Here is a 21,346-nt window from a genome sequence, read left to right as displayed (position 1 = left end):
CGTGGCATGGGTGGAGACGGGCGCGGGGGGCTACCGCGTCACGCTGGACGCGGAGGGCAGGGTGGCGTGCCGCAACGCGGCGGGGCGCACGCTCAAGTCCCTCCCGCCGAAGCTCAACGGCGACCCGGCGGTCACCCAGCTCAAGCAGCTCGCCGAATGGCTGGGCGCCCACGAGCGGCGCTGCCTGGCGGACGTCGAGCGCTGGATGGTGCGCTCGCTGCCGGTGCCCGCCGCCGTGCTCACCGAGGTGTGGGCCGACGAGGCCTGGCAGGCCGTCCTGCGGGACGTGGTGGTCACCGGGGTCGACGGCGAGGTCGCCGGCTTCCTGCGCGGCGCGGACGCCGAACGCGGCCTCGGCCTGGTCGACCTGGACGGCGACACCGTCCGGCTGACGGCCGCCGAGGTCCTGATACCCCACCCGGTCCTGCTGCCGGACCTCGACGAGCTGCGCGAGTTCGCCGTCGAACTCGGCGTCTCCCAGCGCGTCCGGCAGCTCTACCGCGAGGTCTGGCACAAGCCGGCCGGGCCGCTGCCGGGCACCGCGGTCGACGAGTTCGCCGGCGGCCGCTACCGGGAGCTGCGCGAACTGCGCGGCCGCTGCGACCGGCTCGGCTGCCGGGTGCGCGGCGGGTCCGCCGTCCAGCCGGTCAGCGAGGGCGGCCGCACCGTCGAGGCCCGGGTCTGGGTCGGCGACTACTACGACTACGACGCCTGCGAGACCGGCACGCTCAGCTGGGCCGGCCCGGACGGCCGGGCGCTGCCGCTGACCGAGGTCGGGCCGGTCGCCTGGTCCGAGGGCATGCGCATGGCCGCCGCGCTGTACGCGGGCCGCACGATCGAAGGGGAGGAAGCCGCATGACCGCCACCACCGCCACCACCACCGGCGCGACCACGGCCACCGCCACCACCACCGGCGCGACCACGGCCACCGCAGTCGGCACCGGCACCCGCGCCGACCGGGCGCGGGCCCGCCACGAGGCCCTGCTCGACGCGGGCGCCGTGCTGCCCGCCGGCACCCTGCCCGACGCCGGCCGCCCGGACAGCGCCGCCGACGTGCTCACCGCCCGCACCTACACCCACCCCGCGCTGGACGGCCGCCGGATCGTCCGGCTCGTCCCCGGCGCCCTCGGCGCGGCCGAGGACGCCGCCCTCGACTTCCTCGGCCTCACCCCCGCCGGCACGCCCGCCGACGTCGGCCAGGTCCGCCAGGAGGCGCTCGGCTTCCCCGCCTGGGCCCTCGTCAACGACCCGGCCAACGGCCACCACGCGCTCGCCCTGGTCAAGGAGACGGAGCGGCTGGCCCGGCAGGTCAAGTCCAAGCCGGGCGCCGCCAAGGACGGCTTCGCCGCGCTCGCCACCCGCCTCGGCCGCGCCGTGCCGCACTTCCTGCCCACCTTCTGCGAGGAGGTCGGCCGGATCTTCCTCGCCCAGGGCAACCAGGCCTACGCCGCCACCTGGTTCGGCAAGGCCCGCGAGGCCGAGCGCACCCACGGCCTCGGCGTCGACGAGGAGCGGCTGCGCGCCGTCTTCCTGGAGTTCGCCCTGGCCGGCGCCCTCACCGTCAAGGAACTGCGCCAGTACGTCAAGGAACTGTCCACCAGGCTCGACCCGCACACCGCCTGGCAGCGCTTCCGCCAGCTCTGCACCGAGCGCTCCACCGCCGGCATGGCCCCGTACGCCGGGGTCGCCGAGGACGCCCGCGCCCTGCTCCGGGCCGCCGGGCTCGACCGCGACACGCACGAACAGGCCCTGCTCGCCGAGTTGTTGGAATCCCCGGCGATCAACCGGGCGCCCGCCGCGTTCTGGAAGTCCTGGCACGGCCCGCTGGTCCGGCTCGGGCGCCGCGAGGAGGCCGTCCGACGCCGCCTGCTCGACCTGCTGCCCGCCCCGGACGGCGGCGACGCCGCCGCGCACGACGCCGCCTGGCTCGCCCTGCTCGCCGAGACCGGCGCCGACGCCGGGCTCACCGGGCCCCGCCGCGCCGACGAGGAGCCCGGCGCGGCCGCGGCCTGGCTCCAGCGCTGGGCCCGGCACACCCGCCGCGGCTGGCGCACCCGGTCCGACACCGCCGCCACCCTCGCCCTGGCCGGCCGGATGACCGAGCGCCTGCGCGCCGACGCCGTCCCCGTCGACCTGTTCGCCGACCGCGGCGGCGACCTGGCCGACCTCGACCTGCTGGACCACCTGCTGGCCGCCGGCGTGCCCGTCGCCGACCCGCCCGCCGGCCGCGCCCTCGGCGTCAAGCACTGGGCCGACCACTGCGGCCCCGGCAGCGCCCGCCTGCGCGCCGTCGCCGCCGACCCGCGCTACCGGCCGCTGCTGCGCGACGCCACCCCGCCCGCCTGGGTGACCGCCGTCACCCGCAAGGCGCCCGCCGTCCCGGTGCTGCGCACGCTGATGGCCGAGTGGGCCGAGGTCCGGGCCGACGAACTCGCCGCCGTCCGGGGCCTGGCCGGCGCCGCCGACCTGGTCCGCTCGCTCAGCCCCTACCGCACCGCCATCCGCGGCATCGCCCCGGCCGCCGCCGAGCGGATCGCCGCCCTCGACGTCGCCGGACTGCTCGCCCGGGCGCTCGCCGCCGGCATCCTCGACGAACTCGGCTGGCCCGCCCTCGAAGACGCCCTCGCCACCCTCGCCGACCCGGCCGACGCCAGTACCCCCGCCGACCCGGGCACCTCCGCAGGCCCCGGCACCCCCGCCGACCCGGGCACCGCCGCCTCGACGGCCACCGCCCGCAACGCCGCCACCCCCGGCTTCCACGGCCCGGCCCTCGACGGCCTGATCGTCGAGGACGCCTGGCCGTGCCTGATCCTCGCCCGCGGCGACCGCGCCGTCGTCGTCGGCCCGCAGGGCACCGTGCTGGAACACACCCTGCGCGTCCCCGAGCCGGACCACCGCTGGAACCGCCCCCGACTGCGCTTCGTCGACGGCGAACTCCTCGTCGCCTGGCAGCAGAACGGCAAACAGGTCGGCTACTGGTCCGGCCGCCCCGACCAGATCCTCGAACTCGGCGGCGAGACCATCACCGGCTACCACTACGGCGACCGGCGGCCCGAACCGCCCTCCCTCCCGCTGCCCGGCGGCGGCCGCACCACCGGCGAACGCCCGCTGCACGCCGGCGACACCCGGCTGCCGTCCGAACACCGCGTCCTCGGCGACGGCACCGGCCACTGGACGCTGCGCCCCGGAGACGGCGACCCCGCCCCGCGCGAACTCGACCCGCACACCGGCACCCTGGGCCGCGCCGCCGAACCGCCCGTGATCGCAGCCTCCGCCGCGGCCGGCCGGCTCGCCGCGCGCAACACCCGGCTGCTGCCGCTCCAACCCGGCCTGGAAGGCACCCCGCTCGGCACCGACGGCACCGTCCTCGGCGGCTGGGTCCGGATCGACCCCGACCGGACGGCCACCGCCGTCACCCCGGACGGACAGCACATCACCCTGCCGATCACCGGCCCGCACCCGGACACCGTCCCGGTCGGCCGACTCGCCCTGCCCGGCGCCGGCCGACCGGCCGTCACCGAGACCTCCGGCGACACCCTCGCCCTCACCCTGCCCGACCTCGCCACGGCCACCGACCGCACCGCCGACCTGCGGCCCTGCCGCGCCGGCGACCTCTCCGCCGCCGGCACCGCCCTCGTCCCACCGCTCGACCACTGGCACGCCCTGCGACCCCGCGACGAAGCCGGCTCCCGCGCCCTGCGCGGCGTCGACCCCGAACAGGCCGCCCGACTGATCGACGCCGCCTGGCCCGTCGACACCCGGCCCGTCGACACCCGGCCCGTCGACACCCGGCCCGTCCCCGAGGACGACCGGCGCTGGCTCACCGTCCAGGGCGTACGGCGCCCCATCGCCCAGCACAACGAGCCGACCCGCAGCAGCCTGCCCGTCCCCGCCGTCGCCGCCCTGCTGCCCGAGGTCACCCACCCGCTGCTGCTCGCCGGCGTCGCCGGACTCGCCCGCGCCGCCGCCGACCTGCTCGACGGCATCGCCCGGTTCGTGCCGCAGCCCGAAGCCGAACGGCCCGACCGGGCCCAGACCCCCGAGTACCGCCCCGACCACGGCCGCGACCAGCAACTGCAGGACGCCGTCACCGCCCTGCTGCCCGACATCCCCGGCTTCGGCTCCGGCTGGCTCATCCGCGACCGCTGGTGGACGCTCAACAACCTGCGCACCGTCCTCGCCGTCCTCGCCGACCCGCCCGCCACCACCGACACGAGCGAGGGCCAGGCAGACGGCTGGTCCGCCGCCCCCGCCAGGATCACCCTGCGCGGCGGCGACGGCGGCCACGGCTGGCTCCACCTGCTCGGCCTGCTCCACGTCCTCGCCCAGGCCGTCGCCAACCCGCTCACCGAACCCGCCCACCGCTCCTCGCTCGTCGAACTCCTCGGCGAACTCACCAAGGGCCCGCTCGCCGACCGCGGCGACACCCTGCGCGAACTCGTCCTCAGCGAGCCCCACCGGCCCGCCACCGACCCGCGCCCCGCCGACTTCCGCCAGGGCCAGGTGCTGCGCCACGGCGACCGCACCGTCGTCATCCTCGGCTACCGCACCCACCAGAACGGCGCCATCCACTGGCTCGCCGTCGACCACGACCCGAGCGGCCGCTTCGGCCCCGTCGCCCACTTCACCACCGTCCGGGAGCGCCGCACCGAGGAACGGATCAGCGCCGCCTGGGTCCAGAAGTTCTGGCGGGTCGCCGCCCTGCGCGGCAGCGTCCCCTGGGACCGGGCCCGGGCCACCGCCTTCGCCGAACTCACCGGCATCGGCACCGCCCGCGCCACCCTGCTGCTCTGCCCGCCCCCCACCCTCCTCCACTGGGGCACCACCGCCCTGACCGCCGAACGGCTCGCCGAACTCGGCATCAAGGCCACCGAGGCCAAGGCCGCCAAGGAATGGCTGCGCAGCCACCCCCACGACGCCCTCATCGACGTCTGGGGCGCCCTGCTGCCGCCCGACCCCAAGACCCTGTGGACCGAAGGCCCCGACCTCGCCGCCGGCGCCGACACCTGGATCCGCCACTTCGGACACCTCGTCACCCTCCCCGAAGCCGACCAGGCCGCCGTCAAGGGCGTCCGGATCGACCACCTCGAAGCCGTCCTCAACCCCGCCCGCACCCGCTGGCTCACCCGCACCACCACCTACCGCCTCACCACCGACCACCGCGCCGAACCCCACCTCCGACCCGAGGACGCCGACGCCGTCCCCGCGCCCGGTGAACTCCACCGGACCCTCGACGCCCTGCGCTGGCTCGCCTACCACCTGCCCGCCGACAGCCCGCTGCGCCCACTGCTGCCCCGGGCCGTCGACGCCCTGCACACCCGCCTCGGCGACCCCGACCTGCTGCTCGACCTCCAACTCGTCAACACCGCCAAGAACGGCCCGATGGGTGCCGTCATGCGCGCCCGCTTCGGCCTGCCCGCCGAGGGCGGCGCCGACCCGGACGGCCTGGTCCGCTGCGGCCCGGCGCTCGTCCTCAGCCCCTACCACGAGGCGTACGAGCAGGTCTGGCTGCGTCCGGCCGGGCTGACCGGCCCGGACGACCCGCTCCTCGACCTCATCACCGGGCTGCGCAACGGCTCCTGGTACGGCGACGACCAGGGCGCCCTCGTCGCCGTGCTCAACGGCGAGGCGCGGCGGCTGGCCGAGTCCGCCGTCGCGTCCGTCACCGCCGTGACGGCCGACCCGGCGACGGCCGAGGGCCGCGCGGCCTGGCTGCAGAACCCGCAGCTGTCCGCCCCCGCGCTGGTCGCCGAGGCGGCCCGCACCCACGGCCTCGGCGCGGACGCCGCCACCCTCTACCTGCAACTGCTCGCCCTGCCCGACCCCACCGACCGCAACGTCGCCCGCTGGACGGGCTGGAAGCCCGCCAGGCTGAAGCGGGCCCGCGCCGAACTCGCCGCCACCGGCCTCGTGCTGGAGGCCAAGCGGCCCCGGGCCGGCCGCAGCCTCTTCCTGCCCTGCGGCTGGCAGGAGGCCAAGGCCCCCGCGCTGCCCGTCGAGACCTGGAAGGCCGCCCTGTACGAACTGCCCACCCACAAGCCGGTGCTGCCGCGCCTGCCCGTCCCGGACCTGTTCGCCCGGGCCTGGCAGCGCACCGTCGACGGCGACACCCCCGGCTACGAAGAGCTCCGGACCGGCACGCGCAGGAAGGCCCGCCGATGACCAGCACCACCAGAACCTCCACCAGCACCGCCACGGACCGCCAGACCGTCCCGCCCGAGGAGAAGTACGCCGCCGAACTGGAGTTCCTCGCGGCCCACGACAGCGGCCCGCGCCCGCCCGGCTGGCGGCTCACCCCGCGCGCCGTCGTCACCTTCGTCATGGGCAGCGACGGCGAGAAGCTCAAGGCCGGGCGCAGGAGCCTCGTCATCGAGCAGAAGTTCGTCGGCGAGCGGGCCCTCGTCGAGCGCTGCGTCGTCACCCTCGCCGGCGAGCGCGGCCTGCTGCTCGTCGGCGAGCCCGGCACCGCCAAGTCCATGCTCTCCGAACTGCTCGCCGCCGCCGTCTGCGGCACCAGCGCGCTCACCGTCCAGGGCACCGCCGGCACCACCGAGGAGCAGCTCAAGTACGGCTGGAACTACGCCCTCCTGCTCGCCAAGGGCCCCAGCCGCGACGCCCTCGTCCCCTCGCCGGTGCTCACCGCCATGACCACCGGCGCCGTCGCCCGGGTCGAGGAGGTCACCCGCTGCCTGCCCGAGGTGCAGGACGCCCTGGTCTCCCTGCTCTCCGAACGACGCGTCGCCGTCCCCGAGTTGGCCGGCACCCCGGACGGGCAGCTGTACGCCGCCGCCGGATTCACCCTGATCGCCACCGCCAACCTGCGCGACAAGGGCGTCAGCGAGATGTCCGCCGCCCTCAAACGCCGGTTCAACTTCGAGACGGTCGGCCCGATCGGCAGCCTGGCCGCCGAAGTCGACCTCGTCCGCCGTCAGTCCACCGCCGCCGTCGCCCGGGCCGGCGCCGCCTACGCCGTCGACGACGCCGTCCTCGACGCCCTCGTCACCGCCTTCCGCGACCTGCGCACCGGGCGTTCCACCGAAGGCTGGGACGTCGAACGCCCCTCCACCGTGATGAGCACCGCCGAGGCCGTCTCCGTCGCCACCGCCCTCGGCGTCACCGCCGCCTACCTCCCGGACGGCGGCGACCTCCTGACCCGCCTGCCCGGCCAACTCCTCGGCGTCGTCCGCAAGGACGACCCGGCCGACGCCGCCCGGCTGCTCGGCTACTGGGACGGCGCGGTGCGCCGCCGCGCCGAGCAGGGCGCCGCCACCTGGCGCACCCTGTGGGACCTCCGCCCGGCACTGGAGGCCTGACCCATGCGGACGTTGAGCAGCGCACAGGCACCAGCCCGGGCCGACGAGGACGCCGTCCGGGCCGCCGCCGAGCAGCTGGCCGCCTCCGGCACCGCCCGGCCCGGGCCCTACCTGATCGGCGTGCGCCACCACGCGCCCTCCCTCAGCGCGGTCCTGCCCGCGCTGCTCGACGCCGCCCGGCCCGAGGCCGTCCTGATCGAACTCCCCGCCGAGTTCCAGCCCTGGCTCGGCCTGCTCGCCGACGAGGCCACCGAAGCCCCCGTCGCCCTCGCCGCCGCCCCCGCCGGCCCCGACGACGGCCCCGGTCCGGCCTTCTACCCGTTCGCCGACTTCTCCCCGGAACTCGTCGCCCTGCGCTGGGCCCGGCGCCACGGCGTCGAAGCCATCGCCTGCGACCTCCCGCTCGCCCACCGCACCGCCGAACGGCGCACCGCCGAACACCGGTCCCCGGACGGCCTGGCGGCCCCAGGCCTGGCCGTGGCGCTGCGCCACCGCCTCACCGGCCGCGACAGCGACGAGGACCTGTGGGACCGCCTCGTCGAGACCGCAGCCCCCGGCTCCACCCCGGACGCCGTCCGCCGCGCCGCCCTGCTCGTCGGCTGGGCCCTGCGCCACGACGCCGAGACCGGCCCCGGCGTCGACCCCCACGACCAGCGCCGCGAAGCCTGGATGCGCGCCCGCATCCAGGACGCCACCGCCGGCGGCCGTCGGATCGCCGTCGTCGTCGGCGCCTTCCACGCCCCCGCCCTGCTCGACGGGCCCACCGCCACCGAACCGCCGCCGCCCGGCCCCGCCGCACCCGAGCCCACCCTCTCCCTGATCCCGTACACCTACCCACTGCTCGACGCCCGCTCCGGCTACCCGGCCGGCATCCGCGACCCCGAATGGCAGCACACCGTCCTCGACGCGGGCGGCGACCCCGACCGCCTCACCCGGGCGCTCACCACCACCGCCGTCCGCATCTGCGCCGCCCTGCGCACCGACGACCACCCCAGCGGCCCGGCCGACGCCCGCGAGATCGTCCGCCTCGCCGGCGACCTCGCCCGCCTGCGCGGCCACGCCGCCCCCGGCCGCGGCGAACTCGTCGAAGCCGTCCAGACCGTCCTCGCCCAGGGCGAACCCCTCGGCCGCGGCCGAGCCGTCGCCCGCGCCCTCGAACGCGTCCTCGTCGGCACCCGCACCGGCCGCCCCACCCCCGCCGCCACGCGCAGCGGACTCGCCCCCGCCGTCGAAACCCTCCTCGCCGACCTCGGCCTCCCCGACCCCACCGACCCCGGCCCCCGCGAGCTGCGCCTCGACCCCCGGCGCAGCCCCCTCGACCGCCGCCGCGAAACCCTCCTCCACCGCCTGACCGCCTGCGACGTCCCCTACGCCGACCCGATCCCCACCACCGGCGCCGGCGGCACCGAAACCCTCGGCACCCGCTGGCGCCTCCACTGGACCCCGGCCACCGCCGCCATGCTCACCGTCGCCGGCACCCGCGGAGTCACCCCCGCCCAGGCCGCCGAAGGCACCCTCCGCACCCGACTCACCGACCACCCCACCCCGCGCGACGTCATCGACGGCCTCACCGCCGCCGCCTCCTGCGCCCTCCCCGCCCTCACCGCCACCCGCCTCACCCAACTCACCACCGTCCTCCCCACTGCCGGCACCCTCCCCGACCTCCTCGACGCCCTCGCCCTTCTCGACCGCCTCACCGCAGGCCACCTCCCCGTCGACCTCACCCCGCCGCCCGCGCCGAACCACGTGCTCCCCACACCCGGGGATCCCGGTACCCGCGCGGGGGATCCCACGTCCGGCGCCCTCCCGGGAGGCACCGCGGAGCCGCCCTCTCGGACGGCTCCGGCCGGGCCGTCCTCGTCGGGCGGGACCGTAGCCGCGCCTCCGGACGGGGCCGGCGTCGAGGCACCCGGCACCTGGCCGGCGGACGGTGCCGGCGGCGGCCCGGCCCCCGGTCACCGCCCCGATTCCGCCACCTCCCCGCCTGCCCGGGCAGCGGCGGCGCAGCCGGAACGCCACCGGGCCGCGCAGCCGCAGGCGGTCGTCCTGTCCGGCCCGAACTCGGCGGGAGCGGTCGGCACTTCCGCATCCGAGCCGCCGAACTCCGCCGTCCACGACGTGCCCGGCCCCCTTCCCGGCGGCTCCGCGCAGCGGCCGCCGCTGCCCGCGCCCGGCGGGCCGGTGGAGGCCGCCGGGGAGGCGCTGACGGTAGCGGCGGTGCGGCAGTTGGAGGGCCTGGGCGGGTCGGACGACCCGGCCGACGCCAGGGCGCTGGTGGAGCTGGCCCGGCGGGCGGACCTGCGGGGCGGGCTGCGCCTGGGCCGGGCGCTGGCCGAACTCGCCGAGCGGGGCAGCCCGTTGGTGCGGGGCGCCGCGGGGGCGGTGCGGGTGCTGCTCGGGCAGGACGGCGCACAGGCGCTGGGCGCCCGCGCCGCCTCCTGGGTGGACGGCGCGACCACCCCGGAATCCCGGCGCGCGCTCGGGCGGAGCCTGACCGGACTGCTCACGGCGGCCGAGGGCCTGTTCGACAGCGCGCCGGAGGCGTTGCAGCCGCTGCTGGAACGGGTCACCGCGCTGCCCGACGCCGCCTTCCTGGACCGCCTGCCCGCGCTGCGCGGCGGCTTCGACACCCTCGGCCCCGCAGCCCGCGACCGGCTGCTGACCCTGGTCGAGGAACGGCTCGGCACCCGGCTCACCGCCCTGCCCGAGGAAACGGACCCCGCCGTGCTCGCCGCCTGGGTCCGCGCCGACCTGGCCGCCCGTGCCGCGCTCGCCCGCCGCGGCCTCCTGCCGGCCCGCGAGCCGGTCCACGAGCCCGCGCCCGCACCGCCGTCGACACCGACACCAGAACCGATCACGGAAGGACCCGCACCCGCACGGCCCCACGATCTCGGCCCGGCCGAGCGCTGGCGCCTGCTGCTCGGCCGCCCCGGCAGCGGCGGCCTCCACGGCCGCGGCGCCCGACTCGCCACCGCCCTCGACGAGCTGTACGGAAACGGGCACGGCGAAGGATCCGGCCCGGGCCTGGACAGCCGCAGCCGCGCGGCGGCAGGCCACCGCGGCGGCCGCGAAGCGCCGTACCCGGGCGCGCGCGAGTGGGCCGAGGAACTGGAGGCGCTCTTCGGCCCGGGCATCCGGGAGGAGGTCCTGGCCGCCGCCGTCGCCCGGGGTCGCACCGACGCCCTCGAGGAGCTCGACCCGTCCGCCGTCCGCCCGTCCGTCGACCTGCTGCGCACCGTGCTGGAGCACGCCGGCGGCCTGCCCGAGGCACGGGTGGCCCGGCTGCGTCCGCTGGTCCGCCGCCTCGTCGACGAGCTGGGCCGCGAGCTGGCGACCAGGCTGCGCCCGGCCCTGACCGGCATCGCGCTGCCGCGCCCCTCCCGCCGCCCCGGCGGCGGGCTCGACCTGGACCGGACGATCCGGGCCAACCTGGCCACCGCCCGCCCGTCCCCGGACGGCGGCACCCTGATCGTGCCCGAGCGCCCGGTGTTCCGGACCAGGGCCCGGCAGGCGAACGACTGGCGCCTGATCCTGGTCGTCGACGTCTCCGGGTCGATGGAGGCGTCCACGGTCTGGGCGGCGCTGACGGCCTCGATCCTGGCCGGCGTGCCCTCGCTGAGCACCCACTTCGTCGCCTTCTCCACCGAGGTGGTCGACCTCACCGAGCGGGTGGCGGACCCGCTGAGCCTCCTGCTGGAGGTGCGGATCGGCGGCGGCACCAGCATCGCGAGCGGCCTGCGGTACGCCCGCGACCTGGTGACGGTGCCCTCCCGCACGCTGGTCGCCGTGGTCAGCGACTTCGAGGAGGGCGGCCCGCTCGGCGCCCTGCTGGCCCAGGCCCGGGCCCTGGTCGACTCCGGCGTGCACCTGCTCGGCTGCGCCGCCATGGACGACACCGGCACGGCCCGGTACTCGAAGGCGGTCGCGGGCCAACTGGTCGCGGCCGGCATGCCCGTGGCGGCGCTGAGCCCGCTGGAACTGGCCCGCTGGGCGGGGGAGAAGGTGCGATGAACGAGACGACGAGCGACGGCGACTGGCCGGGCGTGCGGCCGGAGGTGGTCGCCGAGGTGGTGTCCGCGCTGAGCGCCCGCCTGCAGAAGCGGCTGGACGGCGCGGCCGCGAAACTGGCGCAGCGCCCGGTGACGCGCTCCGGCCACCAGTGGCGGGTGGAGGTGGACGAGGAGACGCTGCTCGTCCTGCACGCCCCGGACGGGGTGGTCGCCGACCCGGCGGACGTCCGCTGCGGCTGCCTGCTCGCCCCGGCCTGCGTGCACCGGGCCGCCGCCGTCACCCTCTGCACCCTCGCCGAGCCCGGGCCCGACACCACCGAGCCCCAGGCCCCGGACACCGCCCGCACCCAGGACGCACCCGCCGAGGACACCCTCGCCGAGGACAACCCCACCCTGGCCCCGTCCGAACTCGCCGCCGCCCGCCACCTCCACCACGCCGCCTGCGCCGTGCTGGCCGCCGGGGTCGGCGCCGCCGGCGCCGTGACCCAGGCCGAACTGCTGCACGCCGCCCACGGAGCCCGCCTGGCCGGACTGCACCGCCCGGCCGCGGCGGCGGTGACCGTGGCCACCCGGCTGCGCGCGGCCCGCTCCGGCGCACCCGACCACCGACTGGCCGACCTGGTGTCCGGCCTGCGCGATCTACTCGCCCTCACCACCGCCCTGACCAGGCCCCCGGCCGGTGCCGAGACCAGCGCCCCGCTCGCCGAACTGCGCGGCACCGCCCGCCGGACGTACGCCCCGGAAGGCGGGCTGCGCCTCCACGGGCTGTTCACCGAACCGGTGCTGACCGCCACCCACGCCGGGGCGGTCAGCTGGGCGGTGGACGGCGACGGCCGGCTCAGCACCATCGCCGAGGTGATGCCGCACACCGACGCCGCCACGGCCCCCGCCCAGGCGGCCGGCGCGGGCAACCGGGCCCTGCGCCTCGGCGACGCCCCGCTCAGCCACCGCGAGTTCAGCCGCGCCGGCCTGACCGTCCAGGGCGCGACCAGGTCCGCCACCGGCCGGCTGGGCGCGGGCGCCGCCGTACGGGCGGTGCGCGCGGCGGGCTCGGCGTGGACGGCCGGGCCCGCCGCCCGGCTGTGGTCGGAGCCGGTGGCCGACCAGGTGGCCCGGGCCCTCGCCGCCGAGGAACTGCCGTACGAGAGCCGCCCGGCCGGGTCCGACCTGCTGTTCCTGGACGTCACCCTGCTGGGCCCGGCCCCCTCCGGGCCGGACGGTGCACCGCAGCTGCTGGCCCGGTGCGCCGGCCGCCCGGGCCCGGCCGGACCGGTGATCGCGCTGCTGCCCGGGCACGAGCACCCCGAGCTGGCCTTCCGGGCCAACCTGGCCCTGCTGGCCACCGCCCCGGGCCTGCGACTGCGGGTGATCGGCCGCCTGGAACGCTCGGACCGCCCGGAGCTGCGCCTGCTCGCCCTCGGCGCACCCCCGCAGCCCGCCGACCCGCAGCCGGCCGGCCCGGTGCCCGCGCTCCCGGCGGACCGGGCCGGCCGGGTCAACCTCGGCCTCGAACGCCTCCAGACCGCCGACCTCCCTGCCGACCTCCCCGCCGGGCCCCCCGCCGAGCCCCCCGTCAGCGCCGCCGACACCACGCCCACCAACACCAGGCTCACCAACACCACGCTCACCGTCACCACCCCCACCCCGCCCGTCCACCTCCTCGCCCGCCGGGTCGCGCAGACGGTCACCACCGGCCGCCAGGCCCCGGTCCCGAACGCGGCCACGGCCGCCGCCGATCGCCGCCTGCTGCGCGCCGCCGGTCTGGCCACGGCCGCCGAACTGCTGGACGGCCTGCGGGCCGAGGCGGCGAGCCGCGGCCGGGACGTGTTCGGCCGGGTGGTCCCCGACGACCACGACGCCTTCGCCGCCGCCTGGTTGGCGGCCGCCTGCTACACCGAGGCGCTGGGCGCCGCGCTCTGCACGGCCGCCTGGGCGGGAGAGGGGTGAGGAACGGAGAACCGGGAGCGGACGGCGAAACCACGTGCACGGACGGGCGATCCGCGCAGGCTGGCATACTGGGCCGTCGCGGAGACCAGACCCGCGACGGCAGGCGCCGGTGAACGCGAAGGGTGAGCGAGCGATGGGGATCCGCGACGACGCGGCCGAGGTCCGGGCCCGCGGCTGGCGGACGCTCGCCGCACTGCACGGCCTGATCGACACCGCGCTGGAGAAGGCGCTGCAGGCCGAGCACCAGCTCTCCGTGGTCGAGTTCACCGTGCTGGACGCGCTCTCCCGCCAGGACGGCTGGCACATGAGGATGCAGCAGCTGGCCCGCGCGGCGGCGCTCAGCAGCAGTGCGACCACCCGGCTGGTGTCCCGACTGGAGGACCGCGGCCTGCTCGCCCGCTACCTGTGCGCGGACGACCGGCGCGGCATCTACACCGAGGTGACGCCCGAGGGCCGCGCCCTGCTGGAGTCCGCCCGCCCGGTGCACGACGCCGCCCTGGAGACGGTCCTCGCCGAGGCCGCCGGGATCCCCGAGCTGGCCCCGCTCGTCGACTCCATCGCCGAACCCGCGCCCGCCAGCGCCTGACCCGGCCCCGGCCCCGGCTGCCCAAGGCCCCGCCCCCGCCCCCGCCCCCGCCCCCGCCCACCCCGTCCCCCCGCCCGCCCGCGCCGCCGGGCCCGAGCGGGTGAACCGCCGCCCGCCCGCGCCCCGGCCGGGCCCGGCCACCCGCCGCCGATGGTAGGCATGGGCCGCATGGACTGGTCCGCCTGGTTCGCCGCCCCCGACTACTGGCCGAGCCGGCTGCTCGTCCAACGCCTGCTCGCCGGCCTCTACCTGATCGGATTCCTCGCCGCCGCCGCCCAGTTCCGCGCCCTCCTCGGCGCGGACGGCATGCTCCCGGTGCCCCGCTTCACGGCCCGCGTCCCGTTCCGGCAGTCACCGAGCCTCTTCCACGTCCACTACAGCGACCGCTTCTTCGCCGCCGTCGCGTGGACCGGCGCCGCCCTCGCCGCCGCCGTGGCCGCCGGGCTCGGCGACGCCGTCCCGCTGGCGGCGTCCATCGCACTGTGGGCCGTCCTGTGGGCGCTCTACCTCTCCATCGTCAACGTCGGCCAGACCTGGTACTCCTTCGGCTGGGAGTCGCTGCTCCTGGAGGCCGGCTCCCTCGCCGCCTTCCTCGGCAACGCCGACACCGCCCCGCCCGCCCTCGTCCTGTGGCTGATGCGCTGGCTCGTCTTCCGCGTCGAGTTCGGCGCCGGGCTGATCAAGCTGCGCGGCGACAGCTGCTGGCGCGACCTGACCTGCCTGCGCTTCCACCACGAGACCCAGCCGATGCCCGGGCCGCTCAGCTGGTTCTTCCACCACCTGCCCGCCCCACTGCACCGGGTCGAGGCCGCCGCCAACCACGTCGTCCAACTCCTCGTCCCGATCGGCCTGTTCCTCCCCCAACCGGTCGCGACCTGGGCCGCCTGCGCCGTCGTCGCCACCCAGCTGTGGCTGATCGCCTCCGGCAACTTCGCCTGGCTCAACTGGCTGACCGTCGTCCTCGCCCTCGCCGCCGTCGAACCGGCCCGCCTCGGCCTCACCCTCCGCCCCCGCGGCTACCCCGCCGCCCCCGCCTGGTACGAGGTGCTGGTCGTCGCCGTCACCGCCGCCGTCGCCGTCCTCAGCTACTGGCCGGTACGGAACCTGCTCTCCCGCCGCCAGGTCATGAACCGCTCCTTCAACCGGCTCCACCTCGTCAACACCTACGGCGCCTTCGGCAGCATCAACCGGATCCGCCAGGAGATCGTCGTCGAGGGCACCGACGAGGCCACCGTCACCCCGCACACCGTCTGGCGCGAGTACGGATTCAAGGGCAAACCCGGCGACGTGCGCCGCCTACCCCGCCAGTACGCCCCCTACCACCTGCGGCTGGACTGGCTGATGTGGTTCGCCGGCATCTCGCCCGCCTACGCCCGCCCCTGGTTCCTGCCGTTCGTCGCCCGCCTGCTCTCCGGCGACCGCGCCACCCTCCGGCTGCTCCACCACAACCCCTTCCCCGACGCCCCACCGACCCACGTCCGGGCGACCCTCCACCTGTACCGGTTCACCGGATGGCGCGAACTGCGCGAAACCGGCGCGTGGTGGCACCGCACCGCGCTGCACGAGTACCTCGCGCCCGTCGACCTGCCCACCCTGGGCCGCGCCGGGTACCGGCCACCGCTCGGCCGGCCCGCCCGGCCCGTCCGCCAGGTCCCGCTCGACCGGCCCCGGCGGCCCGGCCGCCCCCTCCCCGGCCGCGACCACCGCGCCGACCGCGCCGACCGCCCGGACCGGCACGGTCACCCGTCCGGACCTCCGGACACGCCCCCGGACGGACCTCCCGGGTGGCGGCCACGCGAGCGGTAGGGCACGCGACACCGGCCAGTCGGGCGGTGGGTGCGTGCAAGGCTCGAACGGGCACCCGTATTCTGGGCGTCCACACCCGGCGGCCCGACCGCGCGCCCCCGCCCCGCCCAGGGGCAACCCCGCGCACCCCGGTCCGCCGCCCCCCTCGCCGCCAGCCCCGCCGCCGTCGCCCAGAACCGGACCTCACATGACAGTGCTTCACTCGCGCAACGCCGACGCAGCCGACCCGGCGGACGTCGCCGACGCCGCAGACGTCAAGGACCCCCAGGACGCCGCCGCGCAGCCCGACCTCCGCGAGGACCTCGGCCGCTACGCCGACCTCGGGGCCTTCACCCTCAGTGCCGACACCCACGCCTGGTACGCGGCCGTCGACACCGTCGCCACCCCCGAGGACGCCCGCGCCGCCTCCACCGTCCTCGCCGAACTGCGCGGCCGCGACCTCCAGCAGACCTGGGAGACCGTCACCGAACTGGCCGCCGAGGTCCAGCTCGACGAACCCGACACCGTCGCCAAGACCGCGCTGCTGGTCGAGACCCTCCAGCGGGTGCGCAACACCGGCGCCGTCCTCACCGCCGCCGCCTACGACACCGACCTCGGCCCCCTCGTCGCCGCCACCGCCGACAGCGCCTGGCGCAAGGAGCACGGCGTCAAGCTGTCCTGGCTGCGCGCCCGCTCGCTGCGCAAGCAGGCCGCCGCCCTCGCGCACGACCGCCGGATCCGCCGCGAGGACCTGCACGAAGCCCTCGGCTCCGCCTCCGTCGAGCGCCGCGCCTGGGCCGTCCTCGCCCCCGCCGGGACCCTCCCCGCCGTCCCCGCGGACGGCGCCCGCGTCGAGATCACCGCCCAGGCCTTCGAGGCGATCAACACCGGCCTGCGCGACCTCGCCCGGCTGCTCCCGGGCCACGACCTCGACGGGATCGCCTTCGCCGAACTCGTCGAGCTGGTCGAACGACTGGCCGCCGACGAGGGCACCCTCTACCGCCTGCCCACCATCCGCGCCCTGCGCGCCGACCTGGAGGAAGCCGGCCTCGGCGAGCTGCTCGCCGAACTCACCGCCGTCCGCGCCGACCGCCGCGCCGCCGAGGCCGCGTACGCCGCGCGCCAGGCGCTGGCGGGCGGGCAGCGGGACGGTCTGGCGGAGGACGCCGCCGCTTCGGACGTCGTTGCTTCGGAGGCCGTTGCTTCGGAGGCCGTCGAGGTCGAGGACACGGCTGAGGACACCACGGCGGAGGCCGTCGAGACCACGACCGAGGTCGAGGCCGAGGTCGAGGCCGAGGTCGAGGTTGAAGCCGAGGTCGAGGCAGAGGCCGGGGCAGAGGCCGAGGGCGTCGCCGAGCCGGCGGAGACCGCCGGGACCGACGAGGTCGAGGTCGAAGCTGAGGCCGCCGCGCTTCAGGCGCTGGCCGGCGGTCAGCGGGACGGTCTGGCCGAGGAGGCCACGGACGCCGAGGCGGTCGAGGCCGAGGCGATCGAGGAGTCGGCCCCCGAGGCGGACGCCGACTCCGTCGACGCCGAGCCGGTCGCCGAGGTGGTGACGGAGGACGCGGCCCCCGAGGAGGCCGCGCCGACCGTGGTGTCCCTCCCCGCTCCCTCGCCGGCCGCCGACGACCTGGTGGCCGCCGCGACCGCCGCCCTGGCCGAGGCCGCTGCGACGGACGAGGAGCCGGCGGAGCAGGCCGAGCAGGTCGAGGAGCCGCTGGCCGAGGCGGACGTCGAGGCCGAGGCCGAGGCCGAGATCGAGATCGAGACGGTCGAGGCCGTGGAGGTGGAGACGGCTGAGGTTCCCGAGGTCGTCCACGCGGAGACCGAGGTCGTCGCCGAGGACACGGCCGTCGAGCCGGCGGCGTCGGCCCTCGTCGAAGAACTCGAAGAGGCCGAAGAGCCGGTCGTGGAGCCGGAGTCGGAGGTCGAGACCGCCGAGGCCGCCGAGGCCGCCGAGACCGTCGAGGTCCCCGAAGCCGTCGTGGAGCCCGAGGCCGAGCCGGAGGCCGCCGAGGAGGCGCCCGAGGCCGAGGTCGAGGAGCCGGCCGCCGAGGCCGCCCTGACGGTCGAGGCCGTGGAGACCCCCGCCGAGGAGGCCGTCGTCGAGCCCGTCGAGCCCGTCGAGCCCGTCGAGCCCGAGCCCGCCGCCACCGGCCGCCCCGAGAAGCCGGACTTCACCCCCGGCCGCCCCGTGACCGCCTACTCGGCCGACGAACTGCTCGCCGTCGTCCGCTGGGTGGACGGCGACGGGATCGAGCGCACCGAGGACGAGCTGCTGCGCGCGGCCATGAAGGAGCTGGGCTTCGCCCGTCTCGGCCCGCGCATCAAGGAGGCGCTGGGCGCCGCCGTCGCCACCGCGCGCGGCTGATCCGGGGCCGCACCGAGGGGCGGAGCCGTACCAGCACGGCACAGCACAGGGCCCGGGACGCGAGGAGTTCGCGTCCCGGGCCCTGCCGCACGACGGCGCCGAGGCCGCGGCCGAGGGCGTCGGGGCGTCCCGTCAGCCGGCCTTGTTCCACGGCTGGCTGGCCATCAGCGCCTTGACGTTGGCGACGTACGTCGGGTTCGGGATGACCAGGCTGCCGACGACCTCGCCCGTGGCCGGGTCGGTGACGGTGTTGTAGTGCACGTTCCCCGCGCCGGCGTTGTACGCGGAGATGACCAGGTCGAGCAGCGGCGTCTTGCCGGTGGCCGGGTCGGGGGAGAGGTCGTACTTGCCGCCGAAGGAGGAGTCGCCGTAGTAGGCGACGAGCCAGTCGAGCAGCTGGCTGCCGAGCTGGACGTTCCCGGCGAGCGTGGCCGGGTCCGAGGTGGTGCCGAACTTGCTGTTCATCCAGCTGACCGTGTTCGGCATGACCTGCATGGTGCCGATCCCGCCGTCGCAGGCGACGATGCCGGACTGCCAGCCGCTCTCCTGCCAGGCGATCGCCTTGACCAGGTTGACGGGCAGCGGCGGGAGCTTGTCGGTGCCGCCGCTGCTGAGGTTGAGCGTCCGGGACTGCCCGGCGGCCGAGGCGAGGGCCGCGCCGACGGCGTCCTTGGCCTCGTCCGGGCGGGGCTTGCTGGGCTTGCAGCCGCTCTGCAGCGGCGGCACGTGCGGGGTCGCCGGCGCGGGCGGCGGCGGGGGCGCGACCGGGCCGGGCTTGGCGGTCGGCACGGGCGCCGCGATGGCGGGCTTGGCGACCGGCGGCTGGGTGGCCGCGCCGCCGGGCTGGCTGCCGCCCCCGGCACGGGCGTTGCCGCCCGGCGCGCTCGGCGAGGCCTTCGCGGACCTGCTCGCGGTGGCGCTGGGCGAGGCCGAGGCGGTCGGGCTCGCCGACGCGGTCTCGGTCGGGGTCGCGGCCGGGCTGGTCGACGGGCCGGGGCTCGGGGTGTCGCTCGCGGCGGCCGTCCCCGCGACGACGGCGGTCTTCGGCGCGGCGTCCGTGCGGCTGTCGTCCGAGCCGCTGGCGAGGTAGCCGGCCAGGGCGGCGGTCGACACGGCGGCGACCGACGACAGCACGACGACGGTTCTGCTGGGGCGCTTGTTCAACAGTGGTTCCCCCCACTCGTCACCGGCGGGCCCGGTGAGTGCCGGTCATCCTACGATGTGCCCGGCCCGTCTTGTACGAACGGGTCGCCCACCGCCCGCCCCAGCACCGCGGCGGCGCCCACCAGCGACGGCCCGTACCAGGTCAGGTGCCGCCCGCTGACCAGTGCCACCGGCACACCCGGGAACGCCTCCGGGCCGTCCTGCGCCGTGAACCGGTACGGCTCGTCCGGCAGCACCACCAAGTCCGGCCGGGCGGCCAGCAGTTCGGGCAGCGGCACGGCCGGGTACCGCTCGGCGTGACCGGAGTGCACCAGCCGCAGGCCGAGGCGGCCCAGCAGGTCGCCGGCGAAGGTGTCCCGGCCCAGCACCATCCACGGGCGGCGCCAGATCGGCACGATCGCCCGCGGACCGCCCGCCACCGGCCGCACCTCCCGCCACGCCGCCTCCGCCTCGTCCAGCCACGACGGGCGCGCCAGCCCGCACGCCGTCGTCAACAGGCGCTCCAGCGAACGAAACGCGCCGTCCAGGTCCCGGACGTCGGTGACCCAGACCGGCACCCCGGCCGCCCGCAGCGCGTCCAGGTCCGGGCGGCGGTTCTCCTCGTCGTTGGCGATCACCAGGTCCGGCTCCAGCGCCAGGACTCCCGGCACGTCCGGGTTCTTCGTGCCGCCGATCCGGGCCACGGCCAGGTCGGCCGGGTGACTGCACCAGTCCGTCGCGCCGACCAGCAGGCCGGGCGCCGTGACGGCCACCGCCTCGGTCAGCGACGGCACCAGCGACACCACCCGGCGCGGCGGGCGCGGCCCGAGCGGAACGGGCAGGCCGAGGTCGTCGTGCGGGGCAACGGGGTCGGTCATCCGGCCAGCGTACGCGCGCGACCCCGCGCCGCCCCGCCCCCGTCCGCCGCCGCGCCCCCAGCCGAGCCCCCGTCCGCCGCCGAGCCGGAAATCCCCGGGAACCCGCCCCGCCCGCCGGCCGACTACCTGGTCCGGGTCCGTGCCGTACGGCCTACGGCCCCGCAGCAGTTCCACGCACGATCACCGACCAGGAGAGAATCCATGCGCCCTCGCGTCGTCTGCGGTATCGCGGCCGCCGTCGCCCTGTTCGCCACGGCCTGCGGAAGCGGCGCCGGGAACGGAAACGGGAACGGCACCGCCGCGGCGGACACCGCCAAGGCCGCCCCGGCGAGCGGCTTCCCCGTCAAGGTCGCCGACTGCGCGGGCAAGGAGACCACCGTCACCAAGGCACCGACGAAGATCGTCACCAGCAACGCGGCCAGCCTTGAGATGCTGCTGCGACTCGGCGCCGGCGACCGCGTCATCGGCACCGGCTTCCCGCCCGGCAAGGGCACCCTGCCCGCCGAACTCGCCGACCAGGGCGCCAAGGTGCCCGTCCTCGGCGACAAGACCATCCCCAAGGAGAAGCTCCTCGGCTCCGGCGCCGACCTCTACCTCGACACCTTCGGCGCGATGCCGATGATGGGCGGCGCCGCCACCGCCCCCAGCGAGGAGGAGTACGCGGCGGCCGGCATCCAGCACGTCCAACTCCTCTCCACCGCCTGCGCCGGCACCCCCAAGGCCGCCAAGGCGCCGCGCACCGACCTCGCCGCCGTCGAGGACGACCTGCGCCGCGTCGGCGCCGTCACCGGCACCGCCGCCCGTGCCGAGGAACTCGTCACCGGCATGGAACAGCGGATCGGCGAAGTCCGCACCGCACTCGCCGCCGTCCCCGCCGAACAGCGCCCCAGCTACTTCCTCTTCGACTTCGACGCCGGCACCAAGCAGCCGACGGCAGTCTGCGGCCGACAGGTCGCCAACGCCGTCATCACCCTGGCCGGCGCACGCAACGTCTTCGCCGACTGCGACGCCGACTTCAAGCCCGGCAGCTGGGAGGACGTCGTCGCCAAGAACCCCGACTGGATCCAGCTCGCCGTCCGCAACCGCGGCAGCGAGGACGCCACCCGCAAGGCCTACGACGACGCCGAGGCCTTCCTGCGCAGCTTCCCCGCCACCCAGGGCCTGACGGCCGTCCAGCAGGGGCACTTCATCCGCCTCGGCTCCGAAGCCACCACCATCGCGGGCGTGCGCAACGCCGACGCCGTCCGGCAGATCGCCGCCACCGTCCACCCCGACCTCGTCAAGCCCGACACCGCCAAGAGTGGCCAGTAGGA

The 21,346-nt window shown here is 77.1% G+C and carries 11 protein-coding genes; 9 read left to right on the top strand and 2 right to left on the bottom strand.

Annotated features, from left to right (window positions below; genetic code table 11):
- Positions 1-10: 10 nt before the first annotated feature.
- From AB2U05_RS06400 to AB2U05_RS06365, 8 genes are all read left to right on the top strand, one after another.
- Positions 11-859, top strand: a complete 849-nt coding sequence (locus AB2U05_RS06400) for a DUF4132 domain-containing protein (RefSeq protein WP_369185912.1) — start codon at positions 11-13, stop codon at positions 857-859.
- Positions 856-6,162 carry a hypothetical protein gene (locus AB2U05_RS06395; protein ID WP_369182673.1) on the top strand — a complete coding sequence of 1,769 codons (5,307 nt, stop codon included), beginning with the start codon at positions 856-858 and terminating at the stop codon, positions 6,160-6,162. The genes AB2U05_RS06400 and AB2U05_RS06395 overlap by 4 nt, the downstream gene beginning before the upstream one ends.
- On the top strand, positions 6,159-7,313 hold the full coding sequence (locus AB2U05_RS06390) for an AAA family ATPase (protein ID WP_045705256.1): 1,155 nt from the start codon (positions 6,159-6,161) through the stop codon (positions 7,311-7,313). The genes AB2U05_RS06395 and AB2U05_RS06390 overlap by 4 nt, the downstream gene beginning before the upstream one ends.
- A gap of 3 nt (positions 7,314-7,316) precedes the next feature.
- The gene (locus AB2U05_RS06385; RefSeq protein WP_369182672.1) at positions 7,317-11,324 is read left to right on the top strand and encodes a DUF5682 family protein; all 4,008 of its coding nucleotides are present in this window, start codon (positions 7,317-7,319) and stop codon (positions 11,322-11,324) included.
- Entirely contained in the window at positions 11,321-13,270 is a 1,950-nt protein-coding gene (locus AB2U05_RS06380; RefSeq protein ID WP_369182671.1) for a hypothetical protein, read from the top strand. The genes AB2U05_RS06385 and AB2U05_RS06380 overlap by 4 nt, the downstream gene beginning before the upstream one ends.
- A 133-nt stretch (positions 13,271-13,403) precedes the next feature.
- Positions 13,404-13,856 carry a MarR family winged helix-turn-helix transcriptional regulator gene (locus AB2U05_RS06375; RefSeq protein WP_045705262.1) on the top strand — a complete coding sequence of 151 codons (453 nt, stop codon included), beginning with the start codon at positions 13,404-13,406 and terminating at the stop codon, positions 13,854-13,856.
- 168 nt (positions 13,857-14,024) lie between these two features.
- Complete coding sequence (locus AB2U05_RS06370; protein ID WP_369182670.1) at positions 14,025-15,662, top strand: lipase maturation factor family protein; 1,638 nt, start codon at positions 14,025-14,027, stop codon at positions 15,660-15,662.
- 187 nt (positions 15,663-15,849) lie between these two features.
- Positions 15,850-18,012 (top strand): hypothetical protein, encoded by a 2,163-nt coding sequence (locus tag AB2U05_RS06365; RefSeq protein WP_369182669.1) that lies wholly within the window; start codon positions 15,850-15,852, stop codon positions 18,010-18,012.
- Between the two features lie 132 nt (positions 18,013-18,144).
- Here AB2U05_RS06365 and AB2U05_RS06360 read toward each other — a convergent pair whose 3' ends face one another.
- Together AB2U05_RS06360 and AB2U05_RS06355 are read right to left on the bottom strand one after the other, a co-directional pair.
- Positions 18,145-19,176 (bottom strand): lytic transglycosylase domain-containing protein, encoded by a 1,032-nt coding sequence (locus tag AB2U05_RS06360; RefSeq protein ID WP_052706939.1) that lies wholly within the window; start codon positions 19,174-19,176, stop codon positions 18,145-18,147.
- Between the two features lie 50 nt (positions 19,177-19,226).
- Positions 19,227-20,033 (bottom strand): helical backbone metal receptor, encoded by an 807-nt coding sequence (locus tag AB2U05_RS06355; protein WP_369182668.1) that lies wholly within the window; start codon positions 20,031-20,033, stop codon positions 19,227-19,229.
- A gap of 201 nt (positions 20,034-20,234) precedes the next feature.
- Between AB2U05_RS06355 and AB2U05_RS06350 the strand changes: the two genes are divergently transcribed.
- Positions 20,235-21,344: an ABC transporter substrate-binding protein gene (locus AB2U05_RS06350; RefSeq protein ID WP_369182667.1), complete on the top strand. Its 1,110-nt coding sequence runs from the start codon at positions 20,235-20,237 to the stop codon at positions 21,342-21,344.
- Positions 21,345-21,346: the final 2 nt, after the last annotated feature.

The organism is Streptomyces sp. Y1, from assembly GCF_041053115.1.
GTDB lineage: Bacteria > Actinomycetota > Actinomycetes > Streptomycetales > Streptomycetaceae > Kitasatospora > Kitasatospora rubellomurina.
Note: the sequence above shows the minus strand (reverse complement) of the source record. Positions and strands in the feature narration are given on the sequence as shown.